The organism is Xiashengella succiniciproducens (assembly GCF_023674465.1).
Taxonomy (GTDB): domain Bacteria; phylum Bacteroidota; class Bacteroidia; order Bacteroidales; family Marinilabiliaceae; genus Geofilum; species Geofilum succiniciproducens.
In genome coordinates this window covers 988,807-1,008,489 of the sequence record NZ_CP098400.1, presented here as the reverse complement: position 1 = coordinate 1,008,489, position 19,683 = coordinate 988,807, and the positions used below count along the sequence as shown (strand labels likewise).

The following is a 19,683-nucleotide window of genomic DNA, read 5'->3' as shown; positions in this document are numbered from 1 at the left end:
TCAATGGAAGTAAATTCAGGTTCTTTGTATTAGCTTCTTTTTCTGTAACTCAAGACGGCCCATGAGCCCATTGCTAAAGCAAAAATGCAGAGCGACAGATACTCACCGTTCAGATCACCAAAGCTACTTCCCATGAGATAAATCATACGCATGACCTTCATAAAGTACTTAAGAGGATTGACAATTGTGATAGCCTGGGCCCATTCAGGCATGCTCCTGATTGGAGTGAAGAGTCCACTCATCAGGATAAAGATTATAAGAAAGAAAAAGATAAGAAACATGGCCTGCTGAATGGTACCTGAGTAGTTGGATACCACAAGTCCGATAGCTGAAACCACAAGTATGTATGTGGCAGCAAAAATATAGATAGTCAGCAGACTACCGGCAGGAACAAGACCATAGACCCACCAGGCAAGCATCAACACAATACTGAAGACGACAAAGCCCATAATCCAGTATGGGATAAGTTTTGCAAGTACAAAGCTTATCCTTCCCACCGGGGAAACATTGATCTGTTCTATTGTGCCCTTCTCCTTCTCACTCACAATATTCAAGGCAGGCAGGAAGCCACACAGCAGTGTAAGTAGCATAACCATCAGGGCAGGAACCATAAATATCCTGTAATCCAGGCGGGGGTTGAATTTGTAATGTGGGATAATGGTAAAAGAAGCAGATAGTGTCTGTACTGACACTGGTGAAGATAGGTATCCCTGTCCTGATGTCTGTTCCACCACCGTAATTGAGGCCGGCATGGCAGCTGGCATACCACTGAGTCTGGTTTGCCCGTTGTCCGGAGTCTGTGAAACCGCCTGGTTATATGCAGCCGCTGAGCAGGAAAATGGCAAGGAAGATGGACCTGACTGCACTGCAATTTCTGCAGCAAAATCTGACAGCATCGTGTTGAGATATACAGCACCGAGACCGCCCTTTGCTGCATTGACTGCATTGACCGATATCATGGCTCTGCCGCCCTGATTTGACATAAAATCCTCTTCAAATCCATTACCAATCTCAAGTATCATATCGGCCCTACCCGCCTCTATCTCCTTCATCGCCTCCGAATATGTGGCTGCAGTGCTGCGGGTAATAAAATAGTCGGATGATGCTAGTTTGTGAACAAGTCTGCCCGACAAACTGCTCTTGTCGTTGTCAACCACACACAGTTTGATATTCCTGACCTCCTGATTGGCTGCCCATGGCATTACAAGCATCATCATCAGAGTCATTCCAACTATGATACGCGGGATAAAGCTATTCCTCCTTATCTGTTTAAATTCCTTTTCTATCAGATATTTGAGCATAACTGTCAGTTTAAACGCATATTAAACTTTCGTAGTGCCAGTGTGAGCAGCACCAAGGTCATTAAGCTGAGAATCAGCACCTCAAGAGAGACAAACTGGAAACCAACACCCTGTATCATCACCTTCCTGACTGCCTGAATATACCAGCGGGCAGGAACCAAAGTGGACACACCCTGCAGGATTCCAGGCATACTGGCAATAGGGAATATCAGTCCAGATAGCAACATCACCGGCGTCATCAGTCCCATACCCGATGCTAGGATTGCAGCCATCTGGGTTTTCACAAGGGTCGAAATCAACAGCCCCAGAGACAAACAGAGCAGGATAAATAGCAGGGAGATACCCAGCAGAAGCAGGAAGGAACCCCGAACCGGAACATCCAGCACGGTAACCGACAACACCATAATACTAATAAAGTTGAGCAGGGATAATATGATGTAGGGTACGGCTTTTGCCAGTATTATATAAATAGGCTTCATTGGTGAGGAGAGCAAAACCTCCATAGTGCCCGTCTCTTTCTCCCTCACTATCGACACGGAAGTCATCATTGCACAAATCAGCATCATTATCAGCCCCAGGACACCCGGAACAAAGTTGTACGAACTCTTTGTCTGCGGATTGTACAGCATCTTGATCTCAGGTCTTATCAAAGCACCTGCAAGCATTCCGCCTAGCTGCTCACTGGCATACGAACTCAGTATGCCACTTGCATAACCGGTAAGCAATGAGGCCTGGTTGGGATCAGTACCGTCGGCTATCAGTTGAACAGCAGCATCACCCCTGACAAGTCCCTCGGCAAAACCACTGCTAAAGACCACGGCCAGGTCTATTCTTCCCTCATTAAAGGCATCATTAATCATTTCGGGACTATCGAGGTTACCTACTATCTCAAAGTATTCGCTGGCCTTTATCCTTTCTTTGATAACAGCAGTAACCTCATCTTTTGAAGGGTCAACAACAGCAACTTTGACATTTCTGACCTCTGTGGAGAGGGCACTGCCAAACAATAGGATCTGGATCACAGGCATGATGAGCAGTATCATCATGCTACGTCTGTCCCTCAATATGTGAAAGGCTTCCTTGCGTATAAATGCCAGCATCTGCTTCATGTCATCCTATGGTTTATCAATCCCCTGACCTAAGAGCCTTTCGTGCCAACTGCCTGAACACCTCATCCATCGATCCCGCAGCATAGTTTTCCTTAAGCCTGGACGGTGTATCAAGGGCCTCTATCCGGCCGTCGACCATTATCGAAACCCTGTCGCAATACGCGGCCTCATCCATATAGTGCGTCGTCACAAATACAGTAATACCTCTGTCGGCCACCTTGTAGATCAGTTGCCAGAACTGCCTGCGTGTATAGGGGTCAACACCACCAGTAGGCTCGTCAAGAAACACTACTCCCGGATTATGAAAAACCGACACCGTAAAGGCCAGCTTCTGCTTCCATCCGACCGGCAGTTCCCTGACCAAGGTCTCTCTCTCCGACTCTAAGCCCAGTTCACCTAGCATCTCATCCGTACGCTGTGCTATCTCCTTGTCCTTCATCCCGTAGATTCCACCAAACAACCTCAGGTTTTCCCATACCTTCAGATCCTCATACAGAGAAAACTTCTGACTCATATAACCGATGTTCTTCTTAAGCTTCTCACTCTCCCTGTTTATATCAAAGCCCGCCACCATGGCACTTCCTGAAGTTGGACGACTCAGTCCGCACAACATACGCATTGCAGTGGTCTTGCCGGCACCGTTGGCACCAAGGAAGCCAAAGACTTCTCCCCTGCCGACATCAAACGATATTGAGTCAACTGCTGTAAAGGTGCCAAATTGCTTTGTCAGATTCTCTGCGCTTATAGCCTTGTCATTCATCCCTCAATAGTTTGCATCAGTTCTGCCTGATCATTATCCTTGAGCATTGCAAGAAAGCAATCCTCCACTCCTGGCTCTATACAGTCTATCCCAATCTGTGTATGCCCGCTCACATGCAGGTAGTTTTCAAGTCTCTCAGGCGAACCATCGGGAGTAAAACTAACGTGAAAGCTGTCACCAAAAAGAAAGGAGCTCCTGACAAAGGAACAATTGTGCAAATCATGCATAAGCCTGTGCCTGTGGTCGGTTTGCACCGACCACAGCTTATCAGGAAAAGCTTTTGTAATATTTGCAGGACTGTCAACCGTCAGAAACTCACCATTCTTTATCAGAGCTATCCTGTCACATATTACGGCTTCATCCATATAGGGAGTGGAGACTATTATTGTGATGCCCTGAGCCTTGAGTTTTCTAAGCATTTCCCACAATTCCCTGCGGGACACAGGGTCTATCCCGGTCGTTGGTTCATCTAGAAAGAGCACCTCCGGCTTGTGAATCAGTGAGCAGCACAGCGCCAGTTTCTGCTTCATTCCTCCCGATAGCTTACCAGCTCTGCGGTCCTTAAAAGGCTCTATCTGTCTGTAGATATCCTCTATCAGATGGTAGTTTTCCTCAATAGTTGTATTGTATACTGTTGCAAAGAAGGCCAGATTTTCCTCGACGCTCAGATCCTGATATAGGGAAAACCTGCCCGGCATATAGCCAATCAGGTTGCGAACCTGTTGATATTGACCTGCTGTATCGAAGCCCCCCACTTTCACATCTCCTTCGTCGGGCAACATTAGGCTTGTCAAAATGCGAAACAGGGTAGTCTTGCCGGCTCCATCGGGACCTATTATGCCAAACATCTCGCCTTTTTCGGTTTCAAAACTGACACCGTTCAGAGCTCTCACCCGGCCATAGGACTTCCTTATATTTCTTGCTACAAGTGTAGTCATCTTATTCAGCGCTTATCTCACCGTACATACCTATCTTAATCAGACCATCATTTTTGACAGCCACCTTCATAGCATAAACCAGGTTGGCTCTCTCATCACGGGTTTGGATTGTCTTTGGAGTAAATTCGGCCTTATCTGAGATCCAGGTAATAACACCGCTATATTCACGTCTATCCTTCCTACCTGAGTCTGCAAAAACTCTCACCTCCTGCCCCAGACGGAGGTAGCTAAGCTGATCAGCAGTTATATACACCCTGAGAAACATAGACTCCACGTCCGCAAGTTTGAAGAGGCCTCTGCCCTGTGTTGCAAGTTCACCTTCCCTTGCATAAAGGGCGAGCACTGTGCCCTGAGCCGGACTTACTATAGTGCATTTGGCCAACTGGTCACCTATCTGTGCCAGTTGAGCCTCCAGACTCTCTATTTCAGCAGCCAGAGATCTGTTGCTTTTCTCAAAACTCTCGGTCTGGGCTTGCAGGTGCTTTTCAAGGATGTCAAGTTGAGCCTCTATATCCTCAAGTGTTTTCCTGTTTCCTGCATCAGAGTCCAGCAGGTTTTGAAAGCGCTGTCTCTCAATCTTCTGCTTTTCAATCTCCTGTTTCATGGGAGCCGTCTGAAGGGCTATATTGACCTTCCTGTTTTGCAAGGCCGTAATACTTGCAAGCAGCTGTCTCTTCTGCAGACTAAGTCGGGTAGTATCGATAAGTCCCACGCTTTGTCCGGACATGAGCACCTGTCCCTCCTCCAGGTTCAGTTGCACGATCTGACCAGAGGCCTGAGCTGAAACCAGTATCTCGGTTGCCTCGAAGATTCCTGAAGCATCATAATTATGACTGTCTCCACCGCACGAAGTAAGCATAGCAAGCATGCAAAAGGCGGATGTAATTGCGCCAATCCCTCTCATATACTTGAGTTTATTTTGTTTCATCTATCTGATAGTCATTTGTGATAAATCTGAGATTGTAGATTGCCATAAGCAACTGGGTCTCATGCATAATCTTGTTTTGAATAGCCATCTGTTCGGCATGCAAATCTCTCATAAGCTCGCTACCCGAAATAGTACCAAAGGCAATCTTTGCCTCTGAAGCCCTTCTGACCTCCGTCAGCAGGGAAATTATCTCATCATCATAGCTAAGCTGTTCATAAAGACTTCTCACAGCATTGTCTTTTTGCACCAGGTCTATCATAGTATTTGCAAGAAAGCTCTCCTTCTCGACCTTAACACTTTCGATATTGGTACTTATCAGGTTTTTCCTGTCACGGAGGCGGTATAGGGAACCAAGGTTCCATGCAAGCTGGACCCCGCCGATGTAATAAGAATTAAAACTATCGTCGAGCATATTAAGTCCCGGGCGACCATAGCCAAGATTCAGGAATAGCCCCAGCTTAGGTCTGAGGTCTGAACGGATTTCGCTGTATCCTGAGTTCAGATCCACTATCCTCAGCTCATAGAGCTCAAGTTCGGGGCGCTTTATCTCGCGAGTCTGTGGAAGTACAGGTTCTGGCTTGATCAGTTGGGTATCCATGCTTAGTTCCATACCCGTCAGCAAACCAAGCATCCCGATGTATGCCTCGCGCGTTTTGAGTAGTCCAGCCTCAGTTTGAAAGGCTTTCAACTGGTCAACCCTAACTGCGTTCAGGTCTGACTGGTTTGCTATACCATTATCTACATAACTCAGGATTAGTTTGTGGTTTCGCTCCAGCTCATCCTGAAGCACCTTGTTTTGCTTAAGTTGAGCATCTATAAGCAGGATTCCGAAGTACAACTGGTCAATACGCTCATTGAGGTGGTAGAGGTTGACTTCAACATTCTGTCCGCTTACCCCGGCCGATGACTCAATCATCTCACGATGTGACTTGATACGACCACCGTCCCATAACACCTGGCTAAGCTCAAGAACAGCTTTGTACTGATCCTTGCTGACCGGATCTGGCATAATGGTTCCAAGCATGGGATTGGATGTATCGAGCGGGATATGAGGAACATCCGACTGCCAGGATGCCTGGGCAACGATGTTAACCTGAGGGAGATAGCCCTTGCCTGCATTTTGCAGGTTGAACTCCTTTGCCCTTTCTATCAGGTCTAGTTGCTTAATTAAAGGATAGTTGGTCCTTGCAGCAGCATAGCATTCCTCAATTGTCACCTGTGCATGGCTCTGCAAGGTGAGCATCGTGAGGAAAAATATTATCTGTGTCCTTTTCATGGAACTACTTTCTAAATATTGATTATGATCTCGCCGGATATGTTATCAGACTCCCGGTAATAGTTGCCGTTCCTCGTTTTAACCTGGCAAGAGTCGTCAGCTGGGCGCAGGAGTCGGAACCATTATTCAATTTCCGGCAACAGGTCTCAGACGTGATAATACGGTTTCAACAATCTCTCTCTTCCGGTTTTCAAGAATATCTTCAATCTCCTTATCGCTCAGACTTAACGCGGTCTGAAATACCGGCCTAATCAGAAAGGGAGCCACATTTAGTGACACAATGGTCAGCAACAGGTCAATCCCCGTGATGGGGCGTATTCTGCCCTGTTTCACAGCTTCCTCAAGATCCCGGTTAAGCCTTTCAAGCAAAGGTTGTGCATACTGCCTTATCTTATCTATCATATTCCTGATGCGGGCCGGATTTCGGGAGAGTTCATGCAGCAGGAATGACGCTATCCTGGGATTGTTCTTCAGGAAATCGAAGTGAAGTCCAACCATCAGGGGAATTCTCTTCTCAAAATCCAGACCTTCAGACTCCACCTGCAGGAAGTTGTTGAGAGCCATCCGCATCTTCTTTTCAAACACCAGGTCGAACAACTTTTCCTTCGTACGGTAGTAATAATGTACCAGTGCCTGATTGCATCCTGCAAGCTTTGCAATCTGACCGGTTGATGTCTTGTCAAAACCCTGTTCAATAAACAAGGTCTCCGCCGCACCGAGTATGGTTTGCTCCATACTCCTCTCGTCTGACTTTATATTCTCAATTTCCATAATTAATTACTCAATTTAATTAGCAAGTTAAATCATTTAATTAAAAATACAAGGACTAAGTCCTTTTTTTTACATCACTTTAATTATCAACCTAAAGTATGCCGATAGATTTCTATTTGGATCTCTGGCCAAGGTACAGAGGCAAACTTCTTATCAGTGTTTCACGACGAAAGGCTGAGGTCAGAATTACATTTCGTAACTCTGAATAACACTCATATTCAGAGTACATATCCCAAGACGTCATAAAAAACGCAGAAATCATAAAAAAGCATAACCACACCAAAAGAAGCACAGACCCATAGTGCTTGTAAGAATTATAATACGTAGTTTTGCACCAGATTTTCCGGAACAGACCACACTCCCGGTCATGGACTTCTGAAAAACCGGAATCTGAACATTTGGCGGGACCGGGTTTTTAACAGGCAGGAAATTTGTTGCCTGATAATAGTAACACGGGGACCCGTGGGTGATGCAAGACATCATCACACTCCTTAATTATTTTACTTTTTACATGCAAACTTTTATTGAAAGCGGGCTTAGGCCTGAACTGCTCGAATCGATCGAAAAGATTGGCTTTGTTATGCCCACACCGATTCAGGCTCAAACCATTCCTTTTATTCTTAATTCCGACAATGATCTGGTAGCCATGGCTCAGACAGGTACAGGAAAAACTGCTGCCTTCGGACTCCCGGTTCTCCATAAGATGGATCAAAGTACAAGAGGTATTCAGGCAATAATCCTTTGTCCAACAAGGGAGCTCTGTCTTCAAATTACTTCTGACCTTAAGTCATTCGCCACAGGGCTGCCATATTCTATAGTACCAGTGTACGGTGGTGCTCCAATTTTCTCACAGATAGCTGCTATCCAGAGAAGGTGCGATATAGTTGTCGGTACTCCCGGTCGTGTCAACGACATGATCCGCAGAAACAAACTTGACCTTTCTTCAATCCGCTTCCTCGTACTTGACGAAGCAGACGAAATGCTCAAGATGGGTTTCAAGGAAGATATGGACGCCATTATGGCTGAAACTCCTGAGGAAAAACAAACACTATTATTTTCGGCTACAATGCCACCGGACATAGCTCGTATGGCAGGCAAGCACATGCATAGTCCCAAGACTATCTCTGTAAGCCGTCAGGATATATCAAACAAAGATATAGACCACGAATTTGTGGTTACTGCTCCGCAAAACAGCTACGAGGCTCTCCGCAGGATTGCAGATATCAACCCTGATATTTACGGTATAGTGTTTTGCAGAACCAGACAGGAAACTAAGGATATAGCCGACAAGCTGATGAGCGACGGCTACAACGCCGACGCTCTTCATGGAGATCTTTCTCAGTCACAACGAGACTACGTGATGGGTCGTTTCAGGAATAAGTCTCTTCAGATTCTTGTAGCTACTGACGTGGCAGCCCGAGGTCTTGACGTTGACAACCTGACTCACGTGATCCACTATCACCTGCCTGATGATTCAGAAAACTACATCCACCGCAGTGGCCGTACAGGTCGTGCCGGCCGTAAGGGAGTATCAATTGCAATCCTTGCACCTTCTGAAACCAGAAGGCTTAGCATGCTTGAAAAGCAAACAGGCAGGAAGATTGTCAAGAGAGATATTCCTTCAGGAGAACAGGTTTTTGAACTGAGACTTAGAAACTATCTCAGCGAACTTGCAGCTACAGGAAAGGCACAATTCGACCTCGAGAAGTATTCTGAAGTGATTAGTGAAACCCTCAACGGCATGTCACGCGAGGAGCTAATCGAAAAACTGATTGCTAGGCAGTTCAACTCCCTTCATGAAGTGTACTCAGGTGCACAGGACCTTAACAAGGGTGAAGAAAGACGTTCAAGATCTGAAAGAAACAGCGACAGAAGCGGAGACAGATCAAGTGACAGAAATGCTGGAAGACGTACCAAGTTTGGCCGCTACATCATCAACCTCGGTGCACGCAACAATATCCGTCCCGAGCAGATCATCAGCCTTATCAACAAGCAGACACCAAACCAGAAGATCAGTATTGGCAAGATCGATATTCAAGGAAAGGTATCGGTCTTTGAGGCCGACAGCTCACACGAAAGTCAACTGATCAAGGGATTCAAAAAGGCCCGTTTTAATGGAATGGCTGTTACCGTGGTTCCCATGGATCAATCTCCCGTGTATAGTGGCCGCAGATCAAGAACCAGATAATCCGCAAGGATATCTCATACATAGAAAGACCCGTTTCGGCCCCAACCGGAACGGGTTTTTTAATAAATAAAAAAAGAGACTTAAAACCGGACGGCTCCGCCTTAAGTCTCTTTTCTTCCTAAACCTAATTAACCTAACCTAAACCCATGAAAAATAGCTTAGATTCTCCTTTGCAAATATAAGCTGCTGAAAAAGAGATGACCAGCTTTATTTGTTATAAATATTTAAAACGGTGAAATAGGCTCCTCAATTGTCAAAACCGGTACCTGAATGCAATGCTCATATTCTCCCGAACCTGCAATTTTGACGACTCACTCTCGTAGTACTTTAAGTTTGTCGTGATGCGGGTAGTCATGAACACATTGATTTTCATATCCAAAGTAAGATCCCAGTCAGCCTGCACCTTGTTCTCCTTCTCGAAATAGTCGTAGAATACGTTCATTGCCGACTTAAACTCAATGTCCTTAGATACCTTCCATGTAAGGTTATTCTGGAACGAAGCACCGGTCAGAAACAGCGACTTCTTGTCTGCTGCAATGCTATACCGTGTCTGATCTACCTTTGCCGTATCCATCACCACTGTCAACCTGCTTGTGATAGGCGACAGCAGCAATGTGAAATTCTTGGTCTTATAGTCCATACCGGCAGCCAGCGAGAAGTAGCCGGGTGACATAACCGAAGATATCGGTTTAACCTTGTCCTTGTCGCTTGAGGCATAGCCGTCAAAGAACTGTGTCTTGAAAGAGAACAGCAAACTGTAGTACCATTTCTTGCTGGCGTTGACTCCGTACTTGCTCGTAACTTCAATAAGGTCGTCATTGATCCTCGACTTGCTGTCTTCGCTGTCGATAATTCCAATCTTATGGGTAAAATTATTATCCCACTGCACATTATCCTTCTTGTAAACTGCCGAAAAACGAAGGTCGCTCAACAATGCAACGGACTGCTGACCTCCTCGTACCCAGTTTTTCAGATATGACTGCGACAATTGTACGTTTTCAGTTCCCGAAAATGTCCATATCTGCTTAGCTGCATCCACCTTAGAAAGCTGTGTGGTTGTCTCAATATTAGCTTTCTGCTCCTTTAGCAGTTCCCTGGCCATCCTTTCAGCGTCCTCGGTTCTCCTTCGGCTCTTTCCAAACGATTCCGGCAGATCAGGTAGGGCATGCCAGTCATGTTGCACCAACTGGGGATTATTAATAAAAAACTCCCTGCGGAACTTATCATGGGAAAAGCCTTCTCTGATAATCTTTGCACCAAGTGTGTCGGCCCCGCCCGGGTCCGACATAAAACGCTTATAATCGTCAAAGCCCTTTGTAACCTTTCCGGTCAATGACAAAGTGATATCCGGCACTTCGGGATATTTAAAGATTACTGGCAAAGCATGGCCAAAATACGGAATTGACTTGTTGAAAGTAAACATCATGCTACTCTCGTTTAGTCCACCCCTACGTATTGTGTTTGCCCTAAGAGCCAGTGATACATTTGTAGAAAGACTATTCAGCCCTGAAATATAAGGCCTGGAGTAAATAGGAATCAACATACCGTCAATATGTCTGCGGTTGGAATACCATTCGGCATTTGCCGTCTCAGTCTCATAAACCCTCTCTATCCCGGTGAGCTGAAACCACCAAAAAGGCAGCTTGTATTGGGGAAAATACCTGTCAACCGCATAGTCCGTTGCATACGCAGGTAGAATCATCAAAGCCATCAACACAACAAAAAGAAATCTGTACTTTCTCACAATCAGTCTAGTTAGATTCATGGGGGTAAAAATAACTAAATTCCCATACAAAAGGTGTAATGTACAATTATCAGACCATTGGGCTTTGGCTAAGTCTCATATATAATAACGGGCATTTTACGTGAAAGTTATATATTTGTTGAGTTTTACTTAGCGCTCCTTTATATGAAGGATTTCACGTCAGGAAATGAAGGCAGATTGATCGTCAGATTTGCCTTTCCTTTGATAGTCGGCAACTTACTGCAGCAGTTCTACAACATAATTGATAGCATCATCGTCGGGAAATACCTTGGTACGGAGGCGCTTGCAGCAGTAGGAGCATCCTTCCCTATCTTCTACACCCTTATCTCTTTTGTAATTGGAATCGGCAGTGGTGCCACAGTAGTAATAAGTCAGTACTTCGGTGCAAAAGACTATGAGCAGGTAAAGAAAGCCATTGGAACCATCTACCTCGTCTTGCTTGTAGCAGGTTTATTCCTCACCATATTTGGGATAGTTTTTTGCAGACAGATCTTCGAACTACTTAATATCGGCGAAGACGTGATGCCCCAGGCCACTACCTACTTCAGCATATACATGGTGGGAATGGTCAGCTTCTTTGGCTTCAACGGTACAGCATCAATCCTAAGGGGACTAGGTGACAGTCGCACACCGCTCAACTTCCTGGTACTGGCCACATGCCTCAATATTGTTTTGGATCTTCTCTTTATACTGGTCTTCAATTGGGGTGTTGCAGGAGCAGCATGGGCAACGGTAATCTCGCAGACCATAGCCCTGGTAGGTACAGCAATACACATCAACCGCAGCAGTCACCTCATCCGCTTCAGTCTCCGACTGTTTAAATTCGACACACTTACTTTCCGGCAAAGTGTCAGAATCGGACTTCCCACAGGTTTTCAGCAAACCTTTGTGGCAATGGGTATGATGGCCCTGATCAGGATAATAAACAATTTCGACACTACTACTCTGGCGGCCTATGTGGCAGCCAACCGCATAGATGCAATTGCGACGATACCATCGATGAATATTGGATCGGCTCTCTCTGCCTTTGTGGGGCAAAACCTTGGTGCTAATGAGTTTGAAAGAATCAGACGCGGGGTCAGGGCAGCCCAGAGGCTGTCCTGGATATTCAGTCTCACTGTGATGACCATCATCATTATCCTAGGTGAGCCCATGATGAAGATGTTTTCCGACGACCCGGCAGTTATCAGACAGGGCTATGACTACCTGATTATTGTTAGTTCCTTTTACATAGTATTCTCGTCCATGTTTGTAATGCATGGTATGCTTAGAGGTGCCGGCGACACGCTGGTCCCGATGTTCATAACCCTTATCTCGCTTTGGATAGTAAGGATACCCATTGCATGGTTTCTGTCGGAGCGAATTGGTGAATCAGGTATCTGGTGGAGTATCCCCTGCGGATGGTTTATAGGCCTGGCGGGTACCTGGCTGTACTACAAGAGTGGCAAGTGGAAGGGCAAAGGAGTTGTGAGCCATCCTGTTGTGCATCATGAAGCAGAGAAGAACTAGTAGCTGTACTCTGAGTATTTCAGTAGGCGTAGATGTTCCTTAAAAGCCTTTATAGTAGGGATATGTGTAAATCCTGTTGGCATCGATGGATCCATTTCCCTGACCTTTGTCCCGGTTATCAGGAATGGAGTATCGGGGAAGAGATCACGTAATTCCTTCATCCATTTCTCCAGCTTCTCTTTGGATACAGGTGAAAAGAATGAAGTCATATATATATCGCAAGGTTTCAGCCTATTGATAGCGCAGAGGTCATCTCCTGAAATTGGCATGCCCAGGTAGATCACCTCAAGACCCTCCTTGCGTGCTATCAGGTTGTACATCAGCGGTTCAATTTCCATCTTCTCAAATTCGGGAAGAAAGATACAGATGCGTGGACCCTGCTTTGGGCCGTTCTGCATTTCATTGTCGATTGCAACAAAAAGTTTCTGCCTTACCAGGCTGTTGATAAAGTATCCCTGAACAGTTCTGACTGTGCCGGCTTGCCATAGGATGGTAACTCTTTCGAGGAAGGGAAGCAGCACCGTTTCCACGGTTGATTCAAAGCCGTATTTGAGAATTGCTGTACGCAGGGCGTTGGAGAACTTGATTTCATCCAGTTCAAGAACAGATACCATCATATTCTCCACCTGTACATTGGTCAGGCGGCTGTCGAGCGAAATGTCCAACACTCGGCTGCGTATCTCATCATCAGACATTTCAGCAATATGTGAAACCTTAATGCCGTTATGATTCAGGATAGCTATATTGAGCAAGCGTCGCAGCTCACAATCTGAATAATACCTGATATTGGTGTCGGTCCGTTGAGGCCTAATCAGTTGGTACCTACGCTCCCACATACGAATAGTATGTGCCTTAATGCCCGAAATTTTCTCAAGATCTTTTATTGAATACCTTCCCATATTTTACCACATCCCTATTATCGCTCTATAAACCAAGGGCTCTCCGGTTTTGTTCAAAAAATCATCATTTCTCCTCAATAAAGAGTAAATTAGCGGTCTGATAAAAACGCACTGCGATGATAAGATCAATGACAGGTTTCGGCAAGTACACCTGTGAACTACCGGACAAGAAAGTCGATATTGAGATAAAGTCTCTGAACAGCAAACAGCTTGACCTCAACATGAGAATGCCCCAGATTTACAGGGACAGGGAATTTGATATCCGCAACCTTTTTGCTGCAGAAGTTCAACGAGGCAAGGTAGATCTTACGATTACTGTTGAGTCGGCTGTACCCGACAAGATTCCTCAGATTAATGAGCAGATCTTCGAACATTATTATAAGCGACTCAAGTCGATAGCTGAAAACCTGGGCATCAACGAAAGCACCGACTTTATCCGCACCATACTATACCTTCCCGAGACAATGAAGGTTGAGCAAAACCAGGTTGACGAGGACGAATGGAGAGTTGTAAGACACGGCATCCTCGAGGCACTTGAAGCCATGAAGCAGTTTCGTATCCAGGAAGGCGCAGCCCTCTATGAAGATATTATGCACCGCATAGACCTGATCGAGAGCCTCAGTCAGGAAGTAGAAAAATACGAGAAATCCAGGATCGACAGGATCAGGGGCAGAATCAGGGAATCGCTTGACGAACTTGCGGATCGCACCATTGACCAAAATCGTTTCGAGCAGGAACTTATATACTACCTCGAAAAACTCGATGTTACCGAGGAGAAGGTAAGACTCAGAAACCATATCGCATATTTTAGGGAAACCATAGCCGAGGATGATCAGGTCGGCAAGAAACTTGGCTTCATTACCCAGGAGATTGGCAGGGAGATCAATACCCTCGGCTCCAAGGCCAACGACAGCGATATCCAGAAACTGGTAATCCAGATGAAGGATGAGCTCGAGAAGATCAAAGAACAATTGCTAAACGTATTGTAAAAGACGTATAAGATGTCTGGAGGAAAGCTGATAATATTCTCTGCCCCCTCAGGATCGGGCAAGACAACTATAGTCAAACACCTGCTGGCGAAGGGGCTCAACCTTTCCTTCAGCATATCAGCAACATCACGCAGTCCTCGTGGTAACGAGCAGGATGGGGTGGACTACTATTTTCTGGACAAGGACACATTCAGGGAAAGAATTGACAAAGGCGATTTCCTTGAGTGGGAAGAAGTCTATTCAGGAGTTTATTACGGCACCCTGAAAAGTGAGGTTGAAAGAATATTCAACTCCGGTAGCAATGTAATCTTTGACGTTGATGTAGTGGGTGGCGTCAATATCAAGAAGTACTATGGCGACAAGGCCCTCTCGGTCTTTATCAAGGCGCCATCTGTAGAGGAACTGCGCAAGAGGCTTGAAGGCAGAGGTACCGACTCTGCCGAGACCATAGCCAAACGTATCGCAAAGGCTGAGCAGGAACTAGAATATGCACCCCTCTTCGACAAGATCATAGTCAATGATGACCTTACAAAGGCTTGTCTGGAAACTGAAGACCTGGTCAGGGACTTTCTTAAATGAACACCGGGAAGATGAAAAAGACCGGAATATTATCAGGCTCTTTCAATCCCCCTCATATCGGGCATCTGGCAATTGCAAACTACATGCTCGAATACGAGGGACTCGACGAACTGTGGTTTATCGTAAGTCCGCATAACCCACTTAAGGACGCTGGATCGCTGGTCCCCGAGGACCAGCGTCTGAAGATGGTGCAGATAGCCATCAGAGACGAGCCGCGTTTCCACGCAAGTGATATTGAATTTACTTTACCCCGCCCCTCTTATACAATCAACACCCTTGACACCCTTTCCCAAAGGTACCCCGACCGTGAATTTTACCTTATCATGGGATCAGACAACCTCCTGCTCCTTGACAGATGGAAGGAGCACGAAAGGCTGGTAAGTACATACAAGATTCTGGTTTATCCGCGTCCGGGCTATCCCACTGGTGACATCAGCAATCCAAATATCAGGATTGTTGAAGCGCCACTATTGGATATTTCATCAACAGTGATCAGGGAGTCGTTCAGGCAAGGCAGGAAACTTAGGTACTGGCTACCGGATGGTCTATTCGATCATATTGTTGCAAAAAACATATATAGCAGGACAGAATAATTGCTACTTTTAATAAACAGTTAGCGACCTGAACTGTTTGTTTTAATGTTCTGGCATTAACAGACTTAAATACGTTATAAAAAACTATCTGAAGATGAATTTTAAACTATTGCTCAACATTTTGTTGGCATTTTTGCTGGTATCCCTGACCTCTTGCCCGGGAGAAGATGAGAAGTATGGTGGCAGGGAAGCCCTGGTAGTTTCCTACAACGTCGAGAACCTCTTTGATACAGTAGATGACCCCGCGATCAATGACGAGGAGTTCTTGCCAAACAGTGCGAAGAAGTGGTCTCAGGACAAGTATGAGAACAAGATTAGGAATATTGGTCTGGTGATTTCGCGTATAGCAAGCGAGTACAGGGCACCTGCGATGATTGGCTTGTGTGAGGTTGAAAACAGAGGCGTACTGGAAAACCTTGTCAACTCAGATGTTCTGAAAGAATTCAACTATGGTATCGTTCATTACGACTCACCCGATGCCAGAGGTATCGATGTAGCATTGCTATACAGGCCTGGGGAATTCGAACTTATTGATAGTCACAAATACAGCCTTGAGCTGACTGACCCACAGAGCGGACAAAAATTTGCTACCCGCGACCAGCTTGTAGTGAAGGGATTGCTGCTTGGTGACAAAGTGCATGTGATTGTCAACCACTGGCCAGCACGCAGGAGTTCGGATGCAGGCAATAACTCCCCATTCAGGGAAAAAGCAGCACAACTTACCAGATGGATTGTCGACTCACTGTTACAGGAAGATCCCGAAGCCAGGATTATGGTGATGGGTGACTTCAACGACGACCCCACCGACGAGAGCATCGTTGACATCCTGAGAGCCGTAAAGACTCCAAACCCAGCTGAGGGCGAACTCTTCAACCCTATGGCCGGCATGTTTGAGAGCGGTCAGGGCAGCTTGCCTTACAATGGACAGTGGAACCTATTTGACCAGATCATACTCAGTCCTGCCTTCCTCAACAAGGGAGAAGGCAGCGTGTATTACCACACAGCAGCTGTATTCAAACGAGAATTTTTGTTGCAGCAAAGCGGAGATTACAAGGGTTACACATGGCGTACCTATGTAGGAAACAATTATCATGGCGGTTTTAGCGACCACCTGCCTGTGTTTGTAATATTCAGGAAGAACTAGGAAAGTAGCTTCAAAACAATTATTTTTAGTAAGTTCCGCAAATTTCATTTTCTTTGCGGCTTCAAATTAAACAAACCAAATAGATAAACTAAAAATTGGAAATGGGTAAAGTATTAGTTATTGGCGCTGGAGGTGTAGGCACCGTAGTTGTGCATAAGATGGCGGGTTTGCCTGAAGTATTCAGTGACATAATGCTGGCCAGTCGCACCAAGAGCAAGTGCGACGCCATTGCCGCCCAGATTGGTGGCAACCGGATTAAGACCGCACAGGTTGATGCTGATAACGTATCTGAACTGGTAGAACTGATAAGAAGTTTCAAACCTGACTTAGTAGTCAATGTAGCCCTCCCCTATCAGGATTTGACTATAATGGATGCCTGTCTTGAGACTGGAGTAGCTTACCTTGACACAGCCAACTATGAGCCAAAGGACGAAGCCAAGTTTGAATACAAATGGCAGTGGGCATATCAGGACAAGTTCAAAGAAGCAGGGCTCACTGCAATCCTGGGCTGCGGATTTGACCCCGGAGTTACCAATATCTATACTGCTTATGCAGCGAAGCACCATTTCGACGAGATTCACTATCTCGACATTGTTGACTGCAACGCAGGCGATCATGGTAAGCCCTTTGCAACTAATTTCAACCCTGAAATCAATATCCGCGAAGTAACACAGAAGGGTAAGTACTGGGAAAACGGTAAGTGGGTCTATACTGAGCCACATGAGATACATAAAACGTTGAACTATCCTGAGATTGGTCCTAAGGAATCATACCTTATCTATCACGAAGAGCTTGAGTCAATAGTCAAGAATTTCCCGACAATCAAGAGGGCAAGATTCTGGATGACCTTTGGTCAGGAATATCTGACACACCTTAGGGTAATTCAAAATATTGGTATGGCAAGGATAGATCCAATTGTTTACAATGGAGTAGAGATAGTGCCTATCCAGTTCCTTAAGGCAGTATTGCCCAACCCCGGCGATCTGGGAGAAAACTACAAGGGATGGACCTCTATCGGCTGCCGCATCAAGGGTGTGAAAGACGGTAAGGAAAAGACCTACTACATTTACAACAACTGCAGCCACGAGGTGGCTTATCAGGAAACCGGCACACAGGCAGTAAGCTACACTACCGGAGTCCCCTGTATGATAGGTGCGATGATGTACTTGAAAGGACTTTGGAAGAAGCCCGGTGTATTCAACGTAGAAGAGTTCGATCCCGATCCGTTTATGGCTGAACTTAACAAACACGGTCTGCCCTGGAACGAGCTCCACAATGTGGATCTGGAATTGTAATTAAGACACTGAGTAATATAAAAAACCCCGGCTCGAAGTTCGATGCCGGGGTTTTGTTTTGAAGTGGACAATTATGAATGGACTTTTAACTGTACTACACGAAAAAGATTTGCCCCACAGCAGATTGCTACCAAATAAATGAATCATTTGAATGCAAAACCTTGGTGAAGTATGAGCCCTGTAAATTGGTTGATGAGAGGTTTTTTATTTCTTTACGCGATAATCCTTCAGGATGCGTTTTCTATACAAATGATCTCCTTTGTAATGGAGCCTTTGAACCCATCCTACACCTTCGCATAAATAATCGACAAAAGTGTCTTCACCATCATCTGAAGAAAATGTGAATCCACTGCATCTAAAATTACCCTTGGGGGTCTGAATCATGATGCCAGAACCTAAGCAGGTCATCTCGGAATGGAAGTAAAGTCAGGGTTTTCTCCGGTTCTGGCTCCTCCTCTTCTACTTTGCAGGAGTAAAAAGCGATACACAAGGTTGTCAGTATTAACAGATAATTCTTTAGCTTCATAAATTTAGGTATTGATTTACTCCAAAACTAATACTCTATTTCAATAAAAGCGCTTAAGGCTTTTATTACTAATACAAAGTTTGACCAATTGACAAATCAGAAAATAGCTTATGGAGTATTACTATGTGCAGTAACGTTCTTATGATGCATAAAGATACTTCTCTTGTACAGGATTTGTGTATTTTCCATTCTTTTTGTAATAAATTCTGCTCAACGGATACTTTATAGGAAACAGAAATAAATGAAGTCACAAAAGGAAGAGTTCCTTGAAATTCTCTCTAACTGAGTATTTCGGTGTTATTTGTGCCAGGCATTTCGGTCAAAATGTGCCAGTCTGAGAGATGGTGCAATAGTACAAAAAAAATGCTATTCGCTTGCTAAAATCCCCTTTCTTAATGAGGGTCCATTTAGGTCGATTCGATGAGAGGCGTTTACCAGTCGGTCGAGTATTGCATCTGCAATCGTTCCTTCTCCAATAATGTCGTACCAAACCGAGACTGGTATCTGTGAAGCCACAATAGTTGTTTTCTTACTGTGTCTGTCTTCTATTATATCCATAAGCGACTCACGGTCCTGCTTGTCAAAAGCTTGTAGCCCAAAATCATCTAGTATAAGGACATCCGTTTTGGCTAATTTATTAATGTCATTCATATATGTTCCATCCATCCTTGATAATTTAAGGCGCTTAAATAATCTGGACGTAATTGAGTAAAGAACCTTGTATTCCATCATGCAGGCTTGATGGCCAATAGCCTGAGCAAGGAAGCTCTTTCCAACCCCTGTTAACCCGGTTATTATAACGTTCTCGTTTCTCTTGATAAAATCAAGTGTGGCCAGCCGTTGGAACATGTTTTTATCAAGCGTTCTGGTGGCACTGTAATCGATGTCTGCGAGTGTGGCTTTTTGTCTGAACCCGGCATGTTTAATAAGTCTGTTGATTTTCTTATTCTGACGCTCTTCCCATTCATGATCGGTAAGTAAGGCCAGGTATTCATCCGCAGTCAAAGTGCCTAACTGATTATTCTTGACGTGCTGTAAATGCAGGTCTGCCATAGCATTGATTCGCATATGGCGAAGTTTTTCTACTGTTTGATTGTTGTTCATGTTTATTGG

Annotated in this window: 17 protein-coding genes; 7 read left to right on the top strand and 10 right to left on the bottom strand. The window is 45.2% G+C overall.

What is annotated here, in order from left to right; translation table 11 throughout:
• Positions 1-29: 29 nt before the first annotated feature.
• From M9189_RS04295 to M9189_RS04265, 7 genes are all read right to left on the bottom strand, one after another.
• Complete coding sequence (locus M9189_RS04295; protein WP_250724881.1) at positions 30-1,301, bottom strand: ABC transporter permease; 1,272 nt, start codon at positions 1,299-1,301, stop codon at positions 30-32.
• A gap of 5 nt (positions 1,302-1,306) precedes the next feature.
• Positions 1,307-2,410 (bottom strand): ABC transporter permease, encoded by a 1,104-nt coding sequence (locus M9189_RS04290; RefSeq protein ID WP_250724880.1) that lies wholly within the window; start codon positions 2,408-2,410, stop codon positions 1,307-1,309.
• Between the two features lie 16 nt (positions 2,411-2,426).
• Positions 2,427-3,170, bottom strand: coding sequence for an ABC transporter ATP-binding protein (locus tag M9189_RS04285; RefSeq protein WP_250724879.1), 744 nt, complete (start codon positions 3,168-3,170; stop codon positions 2,427-2,429).
• Positions 3,167-4,108, bottom strand: coding sequence for an ABC transporter ATP-binding protein (locus M9189_RS04280; protein ID WP_250724878.1), 942 nt, complete (start codon positions 4,106-4,108; stop codon positions 3,167-3,169). Before M9189_RS04280 ends, M9189_RS04285 begins: the two co-directional genes overlap by 4 nt.
• 1 nt (position 4,109) lies before the next feature.
• The gene (locus M9189_RS04275) at positions 4,110-5,012 is read right to left on the bottom strand and encodes an HlyD family secretion protein (RefSeq protein ID WP_250724876.1); all 903 of its coding nucleotides are present in this window, start codon (positions 5,010-5,012) and stop codon (positions 4,110-4,112) included.
• Between the two features lie 10 nt (positions 5,013-5,022).
• Positions 5,023-6,312 carry a TolC family protein gene (locus M9189_RS04270; RefSeq protein WP_250724874.1) on the bottom strand — a complete coding sequence of 430 codons (1,290 nt, stop codon included), beginning with the start codon at positions 6,310-6,312 and terminating at the stop codon, positions 5,023-5,025.
• A gap of 126 nt (positions 6,313-6,438) precedes the next feature.
• A complete protein-coding gene (locus M9189_RS04265; RefSeq protein WP_250724872.1) occupies positions 6,439-7,083 on the bottom strand; it encodes a TetR/AcrR family transcriptional regulator in 645 nt (214 codons plus the stop codon).
• Between the two features lie 511 nt (positions 7,084-7,594).
• Between M9189_RS04265 and M9189_RS04260 the strand changes: the two genes are divergently transcribed.
• Positions 7,595-9,271: a DEAD/DEAH box helicase gene (locus M9189_RS04260; RefSeq protein WP_250724870.1), complete on the top strand. Its 1,677-nt coding sequence runs from the start codon at positions 7,595-7,597 to the stop codon at positions 9,269-9,271.
• Positions 9,272-9,524: 253 nt separating this feature from the next.
• Here the strand turns inward: M9189_RS04260 and M9189_RS04255 are convergent, their stop codons facing one another.
• Positions 9,525-11,015 carry a DUF3078 domain-containing protein gene (locus M9189_RS04255; RefSeq protein WP_250724868.1) on the bottom strand — a complete coding sequence of 497 codons (1,491 nt, stop codon included), beginning with the start codon at positions 11,013-11,015 and terminating at the stop codon, positions 9,525-9,527.
• Between the two features lie 102 nt (positions 11,016-11,117).
• Between M9189_RS04255 and M9189_RS04250 the strand changes: the two genes are divergently transcribed.
• Positions 11,118-12,545 (top strand): MATE family efflux transporter, encoded by a 1,428-nt coding sequence (locus M9189_RS04250; protein ID WP_336417732.1) that lies wholly within the window; start codon positions 11,118-11,120, stop codon positions 12,543-12,545.
• On the opposite strand, the gene M9189_RS04245 is transcribed toward M9189_RS04250, so the two are convergent.
• Entirely contained in the window at positions 12,542-13,444 is a 903-nt protein-coding gene (locus M9189_RS04245; RefSeq protein WP_250724864.1) for a MerR family transcriptional regulator, read from the bottom strand. The genes M9189_RS04250 and M9189_RS04245 overlap by 4 nt on opposite strands.
• A gap of 116 nt (positions 13,445-13,560) precedes the next feature.
• On the opposite strand from M9189_RS04245, the gene M9189_RS04240 reads away from it, so the two are divergent.
• The 5 genes from M9189_RS04240 to M9189_RS04220 all read left to right on the top strand — a co-directional run bounded on the left by M9189_RS04240 (position 13,561) and on the right by M9189_RS04220 (position 18,044).
• Positions 13,561-14,433, top strand: a complete 873-nt coding sequence (locus M9189_RS04240) for a YicC/YloC family endoribonuclease (protein WP_250724862.1) — start codon at positions 13,561-13,563, stop codon at positions 14,431-14,433.
• A gap of 12 nt (positions 14,434-14,445) precedes the next feature.
• Positions 14,446-15,012, top strand: a complete 567-nt coding sequence (gmk, locus tag M9189_RS04235) for a guanylate kinase (protein ID WP_250724860.1) — start codon at positions 14,446-14,448, stop codon at positions 15,010-15,012.
• Positions 15,013-15,023: 11 nt separating this feature from the next.
• Entirely contained in the window at positions 15,024-15,605 is a 582-nt protein-coding gene (gene nadD, locus M9189_RS04230; protein WP_250724858.1) for a nicotinate (nicotinamide) nucleotide adenylyltransferase, read from the top strand.
• 94 nt (positions 15,606-15,699) lie between these two features.
• On the top strand, positions 15,700-16,749 hold the full coding sequence (locus tag M9189_RS04225; protein ID WP_250724856.1) for an endonuclease/exonuclease/phosphatase family protein: 1,050 nt from the start codon (positions 15,700-15,702) through the stop codon (positions 16,747-16,749).
• A gap of 101 nt (positions 16,750-16,850) precedes the next feature.
• The gene (locus tag M9189_RS04220) at positions 16,851-18,044 is read left to right on the top strand and encodes a saccharopine dehydrogenase family protein (RefSeq protein WP_250724854.1); all 1,194 of its coding nucleotides are present in this window, start codon (positions 16,851-16,853) and stop codon (positions 18,042-18,044) included.
• Between the two features lie 892 nt (positions 18,045-18,936).
• Here M9189_RS04220 and istB read toward each other — a convergent pair.
• Positions 18,937-19,674, bottom strand: a complete 738-nt coding sequence (istB, locus tag M9189_RS04215; RefSeq protein ID WP_250722182.1) for an IS21-like element helper ATPase IstB — start codon at positions 19,672-19,674, stop codon at positions 18,937-18,939.
• Positions 19,675-19,683: the final 9 nt, after the last annotated feature.